Genomic DNA, 14731 nt, shown 5'->3' on the forward strand with positions numbered 1-14731 from the left:
TTGAGGTATCCTGTAATTGATTTATTTGTTGTGTGCCATTGTAGGGTTGCCGCCCTCTGGCACATTTTTTATGTACTTCAGCTTTATGCAAAGTTCTTCCTCTTCTTTCTTGCGTACATATGTTGTTAGGGCGGTATCCATAAACTGTTTCGCATCATCCAGCGTTGCAAATTCAAACTCAACCGCTGGATATCCGACATCAAATGTTACCTGAATCATATTCTTCTCCTTTCACCCTTCTCCCAGCCCCATCAGCACCAGGAGCAACAGACCGATTATGTAGTTGTACCATTTCATGCACTGCCTCCGTTCTTCATCCTGCTGATTGCATCTACAGATATGTTCAGCAGGTCTTCCTGGCGCGCTTTCTCTGTGGCCTCGATCTCGCCCAGCATTTTGACCATTTCTTTTGCCATCATGCGAGCTAATACCAATGAAACGGCCAGGCTCACAAGGCCGGAAACTAAAATTGTTGCTAACATGGTTTTTCACCTACGCTTTCCAGCCAAGTCTCTGCGGCCGCCCTCGTCGTCAGTCGCCGCTTCCCGATCAGAACAGATGGAAAATCATCTTTCCTGAAAATTTCCCGTATGGTTTCAACGCCAAGTTGTGGCGCATAGAGCTCTTTAAATTCTTTTGGCCCGATCAACATATGCTTGTCCATATTCATCACCTCTTTTCTTATCCTGTTTTCTTGTACTTGTCCTTTCCTGACGGTTCTGGTAGAATATGGTGGAAAGGACGGTTGAATATTATGAAATTGAACCATGATTGCGTTAGAGACTTACTACTCTTCATTGAAGAAAATGTCACATATGGAACTTACGCATTGGCCAACTCGATTGAACTGCCCGGCTACACCCAAGATGAAATCGTATATGCTGCCGAAAAGTTGGCGCAGGCCGATTATTTAGATGCCGAAGTAAGCCGCTTTCTAGATAGAGGTACGCCGGATGTCCATATCACTTCAATAACTTGGGAAGGCCATAAATTTTTAGACAATATTCGTGATGACGGAGTATGGAAACAAACTAAAGGAGTGTTATCCAAACTCTCGTCTGCCTCCCTCAGCATCGCAAGTAATGTTGCTGCACAGGTGATCTCTAACTTAGTTAAGACACAAATGGGCTTATGATTTAATCTCTTTTTTTAATGATAGCTCAAAGTTTTCTTTTAGAATTTCAAAGGATATTTCCAGTTGTAAGAATCGTTTGTCTCCACAAGATGCAATTTTATATTTGTTTATCCCTCCGATTTCTGATTCTCCTAATTTTAGAGAAAACTTATTGTCGCTTTCTTTCAGTAGATATTTCAATTTCCTCGCCTCCTATCCTGCAAATGCCAGCGATCTTTTCTGATATGCTACCTGCAAAATTCGTTTTCTTTCCTCATATTCCATACCTGCCACAATCAAGCCGATGTCAATACGCTGTAATTCTTCAATCATTGTGATCTGCTCCAGTTCTAAATACGGGCGAATGGAATGAACCTTTTTGTCGATTCCGTTCTGTTCTTTAAACTTCGCCGCTGACACACCCAACACGATTCGATTGATCATGTTGATTTCATTGCTGAAATGGTAGTGTTTTGGTTCTTCGTGGGCCTCTATGATCGCCTTTGTGAAGGCCGGGAACTCCATTTTAGCCTGCTGTAGAGACTGAATGAAGGCTTCCATTTCATTAAATGCATTAATATACTTCAGCTTCCATGCAAGAGCCTTCTTGCCTGTAAACCCCATCACCAACAGCGAAAACGCATCTCGGTTCATTAAATATTCTGGGTATTGCTTTCCTCTGCTTTTGTAGGTAGAGTTATAAAATTGAATTTCTGCCTTTGGTAAGTTTGGCTCGGATATTTTGCCGAGCGAATCTTCTAGCCTCCTAATATTCTTTAAGATATCATCGTGATTTTTGCCAAAGGCTTTGGCCACCTTCCGGCTGCTCGTCACTGGTTTGCCTCTGATTTCTGTTACTAAGTCCGTAATTGTTTTCACCTCCTCAAATGTTAATTAATAAAATTGTTATTACTGTTTCTTCAATCGATATTTATAGTCGACTGTAAATGTTGATTAAAAAAAATTATAAGCCAATAAGATCATCGACTTTTACGTCTAGCGCATTTGCCAGCTTTGTCAGTGTACCAACGGTAGTTTCTTCTAGTTTCCCGGTTTCCAGCCTACAAATAGTTATCCTTCCTACGCCTGACAATTCGGACAGTTGAAGCTGGGAGAGCCCTTTTTCTTCTCGAATAGTCTTTACATTATTAAATTGCATTTTGTTACCACCTCCTTGTTTATGATTATAGTCGACTATAAATTATTTGTCAACGATTTTTATAGTTGACTGTAATTATTTTTTAGTGTATAGTAAGGTATACAAGATATCAACTCATAATCAAGGAGTGACACATGTATTTAGGTGAATTAATAAGGCAGTACCGCGAAAAAGAAAACGTTAGCCTGCGGGAATTTGCAGAGAAAACAGGCCTATCAGTATCGTATATAAGTCAATTAGAACGAAATCAAAATCCAAAAACAGGGAGGGTGATTGTTCCCTCCGCAGAAACATTTCTAAAGGTTTCATATGCCCTAGGCATATCAATAAACGATTTAATCGATACGGTCGATGAAAATCAGCCTATATCTTTAGCACAGATTAAGGAAGACTGGGAATCTGAAATTTTAGACAATGCTCGTTCCGACCTTATTGATTATTTCGACGGAGACGTTTCCAAAATATTGCAATTTCAGGAAGCTGAAAAAAATGATGCCTTAAATGACCCTGAGCGACAGGCACAACTAAGCCGCTCTTATTCCGAAGATATGCGTCTTACAAAAATAATACAGGACTATCAATGCCTAAATGAAAAGGGAAAAGTTAAGGCATATGAATACGTATCAGACTTGGCCGAACAGCCTAAATATAAAACATATTCCGAACCTCTCCTCGACGCCGCCCATGAGCGCACCGATATTGAAGATACTGATGATATGAAAAAGTATGACGATGATATTATGGATGATGAAAATTTTTAGTAACAAATTTAGTTGAAGCACCAAAAAACGTACATGTCATGCTTTATACTATACATGGAGGTGTTATAGATGAAGTATGAAGCACTTTTAGATGAAGCCTATCAACAAGGCCTAGCAGTTAAAGAAAAGCCATTACAGGGGCACGATGGCCGCATAAAAGGAAATAAAGTCGCAATTAGAAAAAGCATTGGAACCAGCAGGAGAAAGGCCTGCGTCCTTGCGGAAGAACTGGGCCACTACTATACAACCGTAGGAGACATTCTTGATCAAAATGATCCTCGAAATCGTAAGCAGGAGCGAACTGCTCGGGGCTGGGCGTATAACAGGATCGTGCCTTTTGATCACATTAGGCAAGCTTATACCGCTGGCTACAAAGAGCCGTGGGAAATGGCAGATTACCTCGACGTGGACGAGCAGTTTTTACGGGAGTCAATGAAATATTATGAAGAGAAATATGGGGACGAACTGATCAAGGAGCGACAAAAGGCAGAGTTTGAGGAAGCCCTGCGGCAGGCAGGAATTGAATTTGATGAATAGGGGAACAGGGATTACAGCTATCGTATTTATTTTTCAGGAGGAAGATTATGCAAACAATCAAGCTACAAGTAAATGGAAAACCCCTGGTTTTTACAAACGAATCCGTCTCTTATGCTGGGTATGAGCTCTATTACATGCGAATGACAAAAATCGCCCATCGTGGTGGGGAACAGCCTGCCTTCGTATTTGACTACAACGGAAAGCGATTGGCTTTGCCTTACGATCCAAAAGATAAAGAGACGGTTATGAAAATTTTTCAAAGGATCGCCACACTAGAACAGCAGCGCAATAAGCAAGCCGCTGTTGCTGCTCAGCCGGAACCACCGAAGGAAGAACCAGTCACTCCAATGCAGGGAGCTGCTTCTGATTTCTCTGCCTTTAGCACGCCGACACCAACTCCTGATCCTGATTCAGACTATAATGGGAAGAAAAAGGGATATCTTTCGACAGGCAGACTTGTTATTGGAATTATATCCATGATACTCTTCATCTTTATCGCATTTCAGTCATGCGCCGCTGGTCTGAGCAATGCTTTGGAAGAAAATAATGCTCTAAGTGGAAGCGCCGGACTGTTTACAGCAATTATGTTTTTAGTCGCTGGTATCGTTGGTGTATGTACAAGAAACACTAGAGGTATTGTAGGTCCTATCATCACGGCAGTGCTCTATTTTATTGGAGCAGCCTTTACAATCGGCACTGGTGATACATATGGCGACCTTCCTATCTGGGGAGCATTATCTGCGATATTTGGGCTTATGCTTGTATTCTGTGTAGTAAAAACAAAACTCGGAAAAACAACCGAACCATTTTATAAACCGTTATGGCTCATCATTGTAGTAGTTGTCATTGCAGTCGGAGCTCTCGTTCTTGCCTTTACGGGAACCGGAGACAGTAAAGATGATACAAAAGATGCAAGTACAACAGCCAAAACAGAGCAGCAGAAATCAACAAAAGTAGATAAAATTAATATGGATAATGATGAAGGTACGCTGACCTACGTCAAGGCTAAATCAGCAAAAGATTATGAAGGAAATCCGGCAGTACTGGTCTATTTTGATTATACAAATAAAAAAGGTGAAGCGAGTACTGCTTTTGACACATTCTACGTTCAGGTTTTCCATGACGGAATTGAGTGTGAAATGGGGATGTCTGAAAACCAAAACGAAGCAGAGTCGAACCTCTCCAAAGATATTCAAAAAGGGAAGACGGTTCAAGTTGCGATTCTCTATACCCTTAAAGACTCCAAATCGCCAATCACCTTAAAAGTAACTGATCAATCAACCAAGAACCTACTTGATGGAATTTATCAAGAACAAGAGGTTAAATTAAAATAATAAAAACAAAAGCCCCGCCAAAGCGGAGCCAATGTCTACGGCCGCATGATGCAGCACATGTCTCGCAAACATATTGTATCATGTCTGGCCAGGGCATTGCAACCCCTGGTATTTTCGTGCAAAAAATTAAGAAAGGAATGATACAATATGGCAGAAAAAAGGAAAAAGCGCTATCACGGAGAAGGTACTATCCGGCAAAGAGCGGACGGAACATTTGAAGTCAGAGCAACTATTGTGGATATTTTCGGAAACAAAAGCCGGCCCTCCTTTTATGGGAAGACCGCTGATGAAGCCCTGGCTAAAAAAGATGAAGCGGTCGCAAAGGCCAGAAAGAATCAATATATTTCTCCCTCAAAAATGACTGTGGGTGATTGGATGGATCACTGGCTATGGAATATCAAACGTAATAAAAACCCGGAATCAAGAAAGAAGAAAAAGAAAGGCACTATCAGCCCTAAGACGTTTGACCATTACGAAAATCTGATACGGAACCACTTGCTCCCATATCCTATTGCAAGTATCCAAATTACCGACCTGCGGCGATATAATGTACAAGACTGGGTCGATACACTGGAAGATAAAGAGGTCGGAACCAGGAGCATCTCTTCTGTTTATGGGATACTACGCAATGCTATGAATGATGCAGTGAAACGTGAAGTAATTTACGAATCTTGCGTGAACCGAATCGACCTCCCAGAAGAGGTAACTCAAAAGGTACAAATATTAACTATGCCAGAGCAAAAAATATTTTTAGAAGCAATAAAAGGGCACCGCCTTCAAGCTGCGTTTATATTGGCCCTCACAACAGGGATGAGAGAAGGCGAAATCGCCGCTCTGACGTGGAAAGATATCTTTTTCGATGATTCATACCTTATCGTCAATAAAGATGCCGTTAGAATATATGACTATGATCCTGATACTCACAAACGGATTGGCTCAAGAATCATAGTGCAGGACATGCCTAAAACAGATGCAGGCAACCGGGAAATCCCGCTCATATCTCTGACATCCGCCGCCCTTGCAAAGCATAAAGCGGAACAGTCAAATGAGAAATTAAAAAACGTAAAACTCTATCAAGACAACAATCTGGTATTCTGCAATGAGATCGGCCAGCTTTACGATCCGAAAACTTTATATACCGCTTTAAGGAAAATCTGTACCAATACGGACGGTTTGCGCAAGATAAAATTTCATGCACTCCGACACACATTCGCAACAACGTCTCTGCGCCAGATCAAAGATCCAAAAGCGCTGCAAAATCTCCTCGGACATGAAACGCCAGAAATGGCCTTGCATTATACACATGTAGTTGAAGAGCAGAAACGTGAATATGTGAACGGGTTAGAAGAGCTATTTCCCGTTGATCTGTAATTGGGGTAGAATTGGGGTAAAAGAAGATTTTCAGGAACTTCATAGATATATAAAAATGCCCCGAAGCCTTGCGGTTTCGGGGTTTCGTTGGTACACCATCAGGGGTTCGAACCCTGGACACCCTGATTAAGAGTCAGGTGCTCTGCCAGCTGAGCTAATGGTGCATATAATCCTTTAGATTTCAATCTTTTTCAACTATAAGCATGTCTGTTTTTCAAACTTGCAAAATTGATTATACAATATTCAAATCTCTATTGCAAGTATTTTTTTATTAATTATCAATAATTTTATCTAGGCCTGCTCTTATTGCAAATAAGCTATTTACAATGACACTTGATATCTTCCCTTTTTTAAAAGGGCACCTTGCCCAGAGCATAAAAATATTGCTGTATACCGGAACATGTTGTTTTTGTGCAAAAAAATAAACCATAGGTATGGATTTTTCATAAAACGTAAGATAATACCGATCGCTACTTCCTCTCCCACCTTTACTCCCCATAAAGTTTCCGTCTTTACACCTCCGTACTTCGGAATCTTTGTCTACCGCTACGCTCCCGCTCCGGCGACTTACAACTCATATTTCCTCTGACTTCGGTTCCTAAAGTTTTCACTTTACCAAAATTCCTTTTTCTGCCTTTGGCCGCCCGGCCAGCATCGAAAGGCGTGTCACTTGGTTTTGCAATCGGTATTATCTTTTTGTTGACTCAGTTTGCATTTCTGGTGGACTCACCCTCTTTCTTTGATTAAAGCCTTTTGACTTCAACTTATTTATTTCAAAAGCTAGTAGAGAGTTCCATCTTAGATTTCCTTCTCTTTCTTTGCTTTTCTTGTTTGTATTATAGCATCACTTTTTTAACATTGCAAGAATTTTCTGATATTTTTTTGAAAAATTTTTTGTCTTGCCAAAAACCTTGTGGTATTTTTACCATCGGGACGGCATTGTCGCAAGGTAAAAAATACTGAATCTTACCGTGACTGAAAATTCGTTGTTTAAGAGGTAAAATTTGTAATCTTAATATGGACATTGCTATAGTATTTGCCCATATCGAATAGGAATTGACAAAAAGTAGGCGCATCGGGTAAAATCAGCGAATCTTGCTGCGGCGTAGCTTGCAAGGTATACGCCTATCGACATTACATGTTTAGAAAGCGCTGCTCCTTTTACGTGATAAATAAAAGAGCCGCTGCGAAAACGCAAACGCGGCTCCTTTGGATATGATGAGAATTAATCGTGGCACTTATGCCCCTCTCCGTGATGGGAACACTGGATCGTTGGATCATATTCCAGATTGCCGGCTAACAGCCGTTCTACTTGTTCATCCACGGCTCCAGATACTCCCGGCAGCACCTGAATGTCTAACTCGGCCAAAGCAGCTTTGGCACCTCCACCGATACCACCGCAGATAACCGTATCGACACCTGCGTCTTTGAGAAATCCCGCCAGACTCCCATGTCCTTTTCCGCCTGTAGATACAACTTCACTTGAGGATACAGTTCCATCCTTTACCTCATAGATTTTAAACTGGGACGTCTGCCCAAAATGTTGAAATACCTGTTCATTTTCGTAAGTAACTGCAACTTTCATCCTGATGGCCTCCTTTTTTGCAACACCGATTTCTGCCCTGCGGGCAAATTCTATAATTTCCTCCCTGTATGATCAAGGGTTTGCCGTCAACCAAGGCCTCCGCCAACTTTTTCCGAGCAGAATTATACACAGCCTGCACTGTAGTTCTCGCTACTCCCATCTGTTGGGAACAACTCTCCTGATTGTAGTCCAGATGGTCGATCAGTCTGATCGTCTCGTATTCATCAACCGTCATAATAACGTTTTCATCTGCGGCATCACCGTCCAGCGGTCCAAAATTGCATCGTTTAGGAAGGCCGCAGATTTTTCTGCATTTTTTAGGTCTCGGCATGGTAATCTCCTTGGTTTCTGACTTATGTCAATTATAGCCCAGTTTCTGACTTATGTCAATTATATTCCGATGTCTTTTTTCAGAGGCATGAAAATGACAGCAAAAAACAAATCGTCTGGCACTCAGTATTACAATTCTTGCCAAAAGGCTTCGACTTTGATAGTTACTCTCAGATCTCAGATTCTCGCGTTTCTCGCCCCCGCTGGTCTGAAATCGTAAAAGATGCGAGCTGCGGCTCGCATCTTTTATCCTGCTGTGCAGAAGAGTAGCCCTGCACGAAACGTTAAATGGCCGGAAGAAATCAAAAAAATTTTAATCTTTTCCCCTTTTTCAACGATTAAACCCTCTTAAATAGGCTTTTCAGGAGTCAGGCCTACTTTTTTCCAAAATGATGCCCCGCAGCCCCACAACTTTGCGTAAAAAAGGCAAAGCTTTGCAGGAGTTTTCCAAGATCCGCCACGCCACCTCACCGGTCAGTAACAATTTTCCCGGGCCTGGCCCCTCCCCATTCCGCAGAAGTATCCTGGAGCCCTGCCACCTCACCCACTAGCAGAAGTTTGCCAGTCCTCCCGGCTGTAAGCAGGAGTCGGCTCCCCTCAGCAATCAACACCGTACCAATTGTTCAAAATCCTATGATTCCAGTTTGTTCAGCTTTGCGAGCTCTTCCTTTTCTAAAACCGTATAAGCTACCTTTCCCACCAGTGTCTGAGGCAGCTTATCCCGATATTCAAATTCATAGGGCATGGCGTATTTGGCAATGTTTTTCGCACAATGCTCTTCAATATCCTTTTGGACTTCCGGCGTCGGCTTGACACCCCGCTTCAAGACGATAAATGCCTTAACCTTTTGCACTTTATATGGATCGGGCACGCCGATTACGGTACACATGAGCACATATTGGTTAGCGTCAATGATATTTTCCAACTGAGACGGGTAGATGGAGTATCCAGAGGAAATAATCATCCGTTTCAGCCGCTGTTTGTAATAAACAAAGCCTTCTTCATCCATAGTTCCCAGGTCTCCGGTATGAAGCCAAATCCTCCCGTCCTCGTGACGCTGGAGCGTGGATTCTGTTTCTTCCGGATCTTCCAGATATTCTTTCATAACTGTGGGGCCGCTGATACAAATTTCACCCTCATCTCCATAAGGGATTTCCATTTTAGTGCTGGCCTTGACAATTTTATAATAAGTATCGGGGAAAGGAATCCCTATACTTCCCTCTTTGTAAAAGTCCTTGGGCGTCAGACAGCTGGCAGTAACGCATTCGGTCGTCCCGTACCCCTCCCGGATCTGTACGGGAGCATCATGCTCCCGGAGAAAGCGGTCCACCTTCTTCTTTAACTCGACGGATAGAGAATCGCCGCCGGAAAAGACGCCTTCCAGGCAGGACAAGTCCACGTCTTTCATCCGTTTATTGCGCAACAGCGCCTCGAAAAGAGTCGGCACGCCGGCAATGTAGTTGGGCTGGACGGATTTGAGCAGCTTAGCATATGTTTCAACGCTGAATTGGGGAACCAAGGCGCAGCTGCAGCCGTGAATCAGCATGGTGTGGATACAGACGCCCAGACCGAACCCGTGAAACATGGGCATGATCGCCAGCATTTTATGCCCGGTTATAATACAGTCTCCCGCAGCACCGGTCTGCATAGCCAGAGCGTTAAAGTTCAAGTTGGTTAAGATGATTCCCTTTGTTTTTCCCGTAGTGCCGCCGCTGTATAAAATTGCAGCTTCAGCAGAACCCTTGCGCACGGTCCGGAAGTTTCCGGAAAAAGATTCCCCCTTCCGCATAAAGCTCGTATAGGTGATAACATCCTCACGGCTCGGGATCTTCTTGATCTTTCTTCCTTTCGTCAGCTTGAATCCAAGTTTTGTAATACCTGAAAGCTCGGTGGCAATGGAGGCTACAATAACATGCTTCAACTCCGGCGTCCGGCCGCGTACCTGTTCAACCTTTGAATAAAAAGCGTCCAGAACAAGAATAGCTGTGCTGTGAGAGTGGTTGAGATAAAACTCGATTTCTCCCTCAGCCGACAGCGGATGGACCATATTGGCCAGCGCTCCCATGCGGTTGATCGCATAAAACATCGTGACCGCTTGCGGAGTGTTGGGCATACAAATCGTAACCCGGTCGTTTTCATGAATGCCCAAAGCACACAATGCTCTTGCGCACTGATTGACTTCTGACAAAAACTGGCGATAGGTCACTTTCTTTCCCATGAATTCGTATGCAGTTACATCCTGGTGTTCTTCTGCATTCTTTTCTATCAGATCGATCATCGAAAGATCGGGGTAATCCAGTGTTTCAGGCACATTACGGTATGACGACAGCCACGGAGCCTTTGGTTCTTTAGCATTCATAATCCACTTCCTCCTTTACTGGTTTTTCCAGAATTTCCGGTTGGGATAGGATTTCCTCCAGCAATTTTACGGATCTGGCAAAATAAAAGCCGTCTGCAATTCTTTCATCCAAAGTAACGCCAAGATCAACCACATCTCGGATCTCCGCTTCTCCATCATCCCCAATGATCTGTGCTTGATGCACGGTTCCTACGGCAATGAGCAGAGAGTTAGTTCCATAATTGTTCAAATGATGATAGACACAGCTGCATCCAATGCTGCCCAGGTTGGTCAGCATAGCCGTTGAATAGTTGGGGTCCCCATCACAGATAAATGCCGGCATCTTATCATGAAAATCCAAAAACCGAAAAGCAGCCATCATGATTCTCATAACAAATCTGGGCAGCTTAGCCAGTTTGCCCAGCACTTGGTCAATATCATTTGTACCAGCCTCTTGCCTAAGCTTGGCAGAATCTCCAATGATTTTTCTGCTCACATCTTCCAGTGTCATATCGTCCTCAACCCGCAGCGTCATCAGCGCTTCTTCGGCTCCATCCTGAAACTGTCGCTTCACTACAAATGAAATTGTAATCTCATTACGATCGAAAAATCGTTTGCCAGCAATAAAGCGGTTCAGCAGCGGTCTTTTATATATGGTTTTAGCAACCGCCATAACGATCGTATGAAAAATTGTAGTTTTATATTCGGCACCTGGCCCATTTTTTTCCTGCAGATACCGCATCAAATTGGTGACATCGATCTGCTCTTGTATATACACTTCCGCATCACACCGATTGGGCATCAAATGCGGCATAATCGCATGGACCCCATCCACATTGCGGACTCTGGTTCCGTCCCGCCTGTCCCCTCTTTCTTTCGTTTTCTTTGTCATACACTTCCTCCTCGGTCGCCGAGTATTGTATACAATTTATAACATAATCTAACTTAATGATATATTATATTCATTTTTTCGCTTTTTTTCAACTTTTTCAGCATGAGCAGCCATCATGTTGATTCTTAAAAGTTTATTAAAGGGGTCCGAAAAAAGACCCGGTTGTGATATAATGTTCTCTGCATTTAAGTTAGAAAAAGGAGGACAAGGCATGGATACATTCCAGAACATAATGACCGTCATGGGGCCATATTACACAGCGGCCGTAAGGTGGGTCTTTGTGCTTCTTGCTATATTTATACTGGTCAAATCAATTAAATCTTTGCTTCAGGCAAAAAACCCTTCAGAGATATGGGCCTATATAGGAGGCCCCGACGGTTCTTCTACCCCGCTCAAGCATTGGGAAAACGTTATCGGGCGAGCTTCCAGCGCCGATATTGTAGTCAACCTGAACAGTATATCCCGTAATCACGGAACCCTGGTTCGGGATGCCCGGGGAACTTGGCGATACAATGACTTGCATTCGAAAAACGGTTCTTACATAAATGGGGTGAAGGTAAAAAAGACTATGCCTTTGCGTCCCGGCGATGTACTTACTCTGGGCGGCGCTAATTTTTCTTTGATTCCTGTAAGCTTGCAGGAAAAGCAGCAAAACATTCAAAAAAGAAAGCGGAAAAGCCGGCCCGTATCTCCGTGGACATCGCTGATTGCGCTGACGGTCTTTCAGGTTTTGACAGTAGTTCAGTTTAAAGTCGCATATGGAGATGACTGCCCTCCATCCATTCCAACATCCATCTTCGGTCTATGTGCGATTATGTGGGTTTATTTTCTTTTCATGCGCTCTCTGCGGCGGATCGCATTTGAAATGGAAACCATTGCCTTTTTCTTGTCCACGCTCAGTTTGGCTGCAACAGCTGTACACACCGGCAACACGATGAAACAGTTGATCTGCATCATCTTAGGGGTAGTCTTATTCTTTCTGTTGTGCTGGTTTTTGCGGGATTTGAACAGGTCCAAGGAAGTTCGGATGTTGATTCTGGGAGTGGGCGTTGTTCTGCTGCTGGCAACATTACTTTTTGGAACAACTCATTATGGAGCAAAGAACTGGATTGAAATCGGAGGAATGTCTATTCAACCGGCAGAATTGGTTAAAATATCCTTTATTATTGCCGGAGCCGCTACTTTAGATGAGTTGTATGAAAAAGGAAACCTGACCATCTTCATGATTTTTTCCGGCTTTTGTATGGGCTGCTTGGCTTTAATGAGTGACTTTGGCGGCGCTGCCATTTTCTTTGTCACCTTCCTGGTCATCGCCTTTCTGCGAAGCGGCGATTTTTCCAAGCTGATCCTCATCGTCGGTGCTGTAGCACTGGCTGGTATGCTGGTGCTGACGTTGAAGCCCCATGTGAGGCAGCGATTCGCCACTTGGGGGCATGTCTGGGACGATCCTATGGGAACCGGATACCAGCAGACCAGGGCCATGTCGGCGGCGGCCAGCGGCGGCCTTCCCGGCGTTGGTGCCGGAAAAGGCTGGTTCCATACTACAGCGGCTTCAGATACTGACCTTGTTTTTTCCCTGCTTGCTGAGGAGTGGGGTCTGATTATAGCTATTTTAGCTGTTCTATGTATTGTAACGCTGGGCGTCTTTGCGGTCCGTTCCATCATCGCAGGCCGCTCCGCTTATTACAGCATTGCCGCTTGTGCCGCCACCTCGCTGTTTATTTTTCAAACGATACTCAACGTGTTCGGTGCGCTGGACCTGCTGCCTTTTACCGGAGTAACCTTCCCCTTCGTTTCCAGCGGAGGGACCAGTATGATCGTCTCCTGGGGGCTTTTGGCCTTCCTCAAGGCAGCCGACACCAGGCAGAACGCCAGCTTTGCCGTCCGGCTGGATGATAAAAAGGAAGGGGGCCTAGCATCATGAAAAAGATTGAAAAACGTGCGATCATGTGCCTGCTCCTTGCCGGAGTCCTGGTAATCGGCCTCGGCGTCTTTTGTTTTCGCTATGTGAAAGACGGAGGCGACTGGGCGACTTATACAGCCAACAAGCAGATTTACAACGATAAAGGAAAGCTGAAAACCGGCTCCCTTTACGATCGAAACGGCAAACTGCTTATGACCAATGCGGGCGGAAAGATGCAATTCAGCGATACCTCTTCCATTCGGAAAGCGAACGTCCATTTAACTGGCGATAAAAGCGGCATGATCGCTACCGGCGCTAATAAAGTCTTTGCCAATAAGCTTTCGGGTTATAATTTTCTTACGGGGACTTACTCCATGCTGGGAAAAGGCAGAAATGTGAACCTCACTATTGATTCCGAAATCTGCACTACGGCCAATCAAGCGCTTGCCGGACGAAAAGGTACAGTCGGAGTTTATAACTATAAGACCGGAGAAATCATCTGTCTGGTCAGTTCGCCTAATTACGATCCAACGGACCCGCCTAAGGTAAGCGAGGATGATAAATCTGGTATTTACATGAACCGTTTCTTTTCCGCTACCTTCACTCCCGGCTCCATATTCAAGCTGGTGACAGCGGCGGCTTCCATCGAAAATTTATCCGATTATGCGACCTGGGAATACACTTGCACCGGCAGACAGTCTTATGGCGGTTCGGACCGAGTTACCTGCCAGGAACCTCACGGAAAGGTTAATCTGGAAAAGGCTTTGGCCGTATCCTGCAACTGCTATTTCGGAAAGCTGGCCGAAAAGGTGGGCGCAGAAAAGATGAAGGAATATACAGAGAAGACCGGTCTGACCATCAGCAGAGATATCAACGGAATCTCTACTGCAAGGGGAAAGTTTGAGTTTCCACAGAGCGGTGGAGTTGAGCTGGCTTGGGCCGGTATCGGGCAGCATGAAGATCTAGTAAACCCTTGTACGATGATGACCTATATGGGAGCCATCGCCGGCGGCGGGCGGGCTGTACAGCCGAAAATTATTCGCAATGTAAAATTCAGCACCGGAATTCCTGCAAGCCTGCCCTGGAAGTCCTGGACTAAGCGTATGATTGAAGAAAACACTGCATCAATCCTTCAAAACATGATGCGTAACAACGTGGAAGATAATTATGGTACGGAGAACTTTCCGGGCCTGAATATCTGCGCAAAATCCGGCACAGCGGAAGTTGGGAAGAATAAACGGCCCAACGCTTGGTTTACCGGTTTCCTCAGGGATGAAGAACATCCATATGCCTTTATCGTATTGGTTGAAAACGGCGGTTTCGGCAGTCAGGTTTCCGGCAGTATTGCCAATAAAGTGCTGCAGGAAGTCGTCGAAAAATATTAACCGGACAAGAAAGCCGGAAGCG

The 14731-nt window shown here is 44.2% G+C and carries 17 protein-coding genes and 1 tRNA gene; 7 read left to right on the forward strand and 11 right to left on the reverse strand.

Annotated features, from left to right (window positions below; translation table 11 throughout):
- Nucleotides 1–21: 21 nt before the first annotated feature.
- The 3 genes from LG211_RS13660 to LG211_RS13670 all read right to left on the reverse strand — a co-directional run bounded on the left by LG211_RS13660 (nt 22) and on the right by LG211_RS13670 (nt 664).
- Nucleotides 22–219, reverse strand: coding sequence for a hypothetical protein (locus LG211_RS13660; RefSeq protein ID WP_269477788.1), 198 nt, complete (start codon nt 217–219; stop codon nt 22–24).
- 74 nt (nt 220–293) lie between these two features.
- Nucleotides 294–482: a hypothetical protein gene (locus LG211_RS13665; protein ID WP_269477789.1), complete on the reverse strand. Its 189-nt coding sequence runs from the start codon at nt 480–482 to the stop codon at nt 294–296.
- A complete protein-coding gene (locus LG211_RS13670; RefSeq protein ID WP_269477790.1) occupies nt 476–664 on the reverse strand; it encodes a hypothetical protein in 189 nt (62 codons plus the stop codon). Before LG211_RS13670 ends, LG211_RS13665 begins: the two co-directional genes overlap by 7 nt.
- 90 nt (nt 665–754) lie before the next feature.
- On the opposite strand from LG211_RS13670, the gene LG211_RS13675 reads away from it, so the two are divergent.
- A complete protein-coding gene (locus LG211_RS13675; protein WP_269477791.1) occupies nt 755–1135 on the forward strand; it encodes a DUF2513 domain-containing protein in 381 nt (126 codons plus the stop codon).
- Here LG211_RS13675 and LG211_RS13680 read toward each other — a convergent pair.
- The 3 genes from LG211_RS13680 to LG211_RS13690 form a co-directional block, all read right to left on the reverse strand.
- A complete protein-coding gene (locus LG211_RS13680; protein ID WP_269477792.1) occupies nt 1130–1315 on the reverse strand; it encodes a hypothetical protein in 186 nt (61 codons plus the stop codon). The genes LG211_RS13675 and LG211_RS13680 overlap by 6 nt on opposite strands.
- A gap of 12 nt (nt 1316–1327) precedes the next feature.
- Nucleotides 1328–1993 carry a Rha family transcriptional regulator gene (locus LG211_RS13685; protein WP_269477793.1) on the reverse strand — a complete coding sequence of 222 codons (666 nt, stop codon included), beginning with the start codon at nt 1991–1993 and terminating at the stop codon, nt 1328–1330.
- A gap of 85 nt (nt 1994–2078) precedes the next feature.
- Nucleotides 2079–2273, reverse strand: a complete 195-nt coding sequence (locus tag LG211_RS13690) for a helix-turn-helix transcriptional regulator (protein ID WP_269477794.1) — start codon at nt 2271–2273, stop codon at nt 2079–2081.
- A gap of 134 nt (nt 2274–2407) precedes the next feature.
- Between LG211_RS13690 and LG211_RS13695 the strand changes: the two genes are divergently transcribed.
- The 4 genes from LG211_RS13695 (at nt 2408) to LG211_RS13710 (ending at nt 6276) form a co-directional block, all read left to right on the forward strand.
- The gene (locus LG211_RS13695; protein WP_269477795.1) at nt 2408–3034 is read left to right on the forward strand and encodes a helix-turn-helix domain-containing protein; all 627 of its coding nucleotides are present in this window, start codon (nt 2408–2410) and stop codon (nt 3032–3034) included.
- 69 nt (nt 3035–3103) lie between these two features.
- On the forward strand, nt 3104–3571 hold the full coding sequence (locus tag LG211_RS13700) for an ImmA/IrrE family metallo-endopeptidase (protein ID WP_269477796.1): 468 nt from the start codon (nt 3104–3106) through the stop codon (nt 3569–3571).
- Nucleotides 3572–3618: 47 nt separating this feature from the next.
- Complete coding sequence (locus LG211_RS13705; protein ID WP_269477797.1) at nt 3619–4905, forward strand: DUF5067 domain-containing protein; 1287 nt, start codon at nt 3619–3621, stop codon at nt 4903–4905.
- Nucleotides 4906–5052: 147 nt separating this feature from the next.
- Nucleotides 5053–6276 (forward strand): tyrosine-type recombinase/integrase, encoded by a 1224-nt coding sequence (locus LG211_RS13710; protein ID WP_269477798.1) that lies wholly within the window; start codon nt 5053–5055, stop codon nt 6274–6276.
- 88 nt (nt 6277–6364) lie between these two features.
- On the opposite strand, the gene LG211_RS13715 is transcribed toward LG211_RS13710, so the two are convergent.
- The 5 genes from LG211_RS13715 to LG211_RS13735 form a co-directional block, all read right to left on the reverse strand.
- Nucleotides 6365–6440 (reverse strand) — tRNA-Lys (locus tag LG211_RS13715).
- Nucleotides 6441–7501: 1061 nt separating this feature from the next.
- Nucleotides 7502–7861 carry a NifB/NifX family molybdenum-iron cluster-binding protein gene (locus tag LG211_RS13720; RefSeq protein ID WP_148397554.1) on the reverse strand — a complete coding sequence of 120 codons (360 nt, stop codon included), beginning with the start codon at nt 7859–7861 and terminating at the stop codon, nt 7502–7504.
- A complete protein-coding gene (locus LG211_RS13725) occupies nt 7833–8192 on the reverse strand; it encodes a DUF134 domain-containing protein (RefSeq protein WP_148397555.1) in 360 nt (119 codons plus the stop codon). Before LG211_RS13725 ends, LG211_RS13720 begins: the two co-directional genes overlap by 29 nt.
- A gap of 630 nt (nt 8193–8822) precedes the next feature.
- Nucleotides 8823–10550, reverse strand: a complete 1728-nt coding sequence (locus LG211_RS13730; RefSeq protein WP_269477799.1) for an AMP-binding protein — start codon at nt 10548–10550, stop codon at nt 8823–8825.
- The gene (locus LG211_RS13735) at nt 10540–11421 is read right to left on the reverse strand and encodes a 2-oxo acid dehydrogenase subunit E2 (protein ID WP_269477800.1); all 882 of its coding nucleotides are present in this window, start codon (nt 11419–11421) and stop codon (nt 10540–10542) included. Before LG211_RS13735 ends, LG211_RS13730 begins: the two co-directional genes overlap by 11 nt.
- A 211-nt stretch (nt 11422–11632) precedes the next feature.
- On the opposite strand from LG211_RS13735, the gene LG211_RS13740 reads away from it, so the two are divergent.
- Nucleotides 11633–13345, forward strand: coding sequence for an FtsW/RodA/SpoVE family cell cycle protein (locus tag LG211_RS13740; protein ID WP_148397559.1), 1713 nt, complete (start codon nt 11633–11635; stop codon nt 13343–13345).
- Nucleotides 13342–14709, forward strand: a complete 1368-nt coding sequence (locus LG211_RS13745) for a penicillin-binding transpeptidase domain-containing protein (protein WP_148397560.1) — start codon at nt 13342–13344, stop codon at nt 14707–14709. Before LG211_RS13740 ends, LG211_RS13745 begins: the two co-directional genes overlap by 4 nt.
- Nucleotides 14710–14731: the final 22 nt, after the last annotated feature.

It is taken from the genome of Hominibacterium faecale (genome assembly GCF_020734085.1).
Lineage (GTDB): Bacteria > Bacillota > Clostridia > Peptostreptococcales > Anaerovoracaceae > Hominibacterium > Hominibacterium faecale.

Excerpts from the sequence above, each read along its gene's own strand:
- LG211_RS13735 (WP_269477800.1), bottom strand. The coding sequence starts at position 11,421 with ATGACAAAGAAAACGAAAGAAAGAGGGGACAGGCGGGACGGAACCAGA.
- LG211_RS13665 (WP_269477789.1), bottom strand. The coding sequence starts at position 482 with ATGTTAGCAACAATTTTAGTTTCCGGCCTTGTGAGCCTGGCCGTTTCA.
- LG211_RS13690 (WP_269477794.1), bottom strand. The coding sequence starts at position 2,273 with ATGCAATTTAATAATGTAAAGACTATTCGAGAAGAAAAAGGGCTCTCC.
- LG211_RS13730 (WP_269477799.1), bottom strand. The coding sequence starts at position 10,550 with ATGAATGCTAAAGAACCAAAGGCTCCGTGGCTGTCGTCATACCGTAAT.
- LG211_RS13740 (WP_148397559.1), top strand. The coding sequence starts at position 11,633 with ATGGATACATTCCAGAACATAATGACCGTCATGGGGCCATATTACACA.
- LG211_RS13725 (WP_148397555.1), bottom strand. The coding sequence starts at position 8,192 with ATGCCGAGACCTAAAAAATGCAGAAAAATCTGCGGCCTTCCTAAACGA.
- LG211_RS13700 (WP_269477796.1), top strand. The coding sequence starts at position 3,104 with ATGAAGTATGAAGCACTTTTAGATGAAGCCTATCAACAAGGCCTAGCA.
- LG211_RS13660 (WP_269477788.1), bottom strand. The coding sequence starts at position 219 with ATGATTCAGGTAACATTTGATGTCGGATATCCAGCGGTTGAGTTTGAA.
- LG211_RS13745 (WP_148397560.1), top strand. The coding sequence starts at position 13,342 with ATGAAAAAGATTGAAAAACGTGCGATCATGTGCCTGCTCCTTGCCGGA.
- LG211_RS13710 (WP_269477798.1), top strand. The coding sequence starts at position 5,053 with ATGGCAGAAAAAAGGAAAAAGCGCTATCACGGAGAAGGTACTATCCGG.
- LG211_RS13675 (WP_269477791.1), top strand. The coding sequence starts at position 755 with ATGAAATTGAACCATGATTGCGTTAGAGACTTACTACTCTTCATTGAA.
- LG211_RS13720 (WP_148397554.1), bottom strand. The coding sequence starts at position 7,861 with ATGAAAGTTGCAGTTACTTACGAAAATGAACAGGTATTTCAACATTTT.
- LG211_RS13705 (WP_269477797.1), top strand. The coding sequence starts at position 3,619 with ATGCAAACAATCAAGCTACAAGTAAATGGAAAACCCCTGGTTTTTACA.
- LG211_RS13670 (WP_269477790.1), bottom strand. The coding sequence starts at position 664 with ATGGACAAGCATATGTTGATCGGGCCAAAAGAATTTAAAGAGCTCTAT.
- LG211_RS13695 (WP_269477795.1), top strand. The coding sequence starts at position 2,408 with ATGTATTTAGGTGAATTAATAAGGCAGTACCGCGAAAAAGAAAACGTT.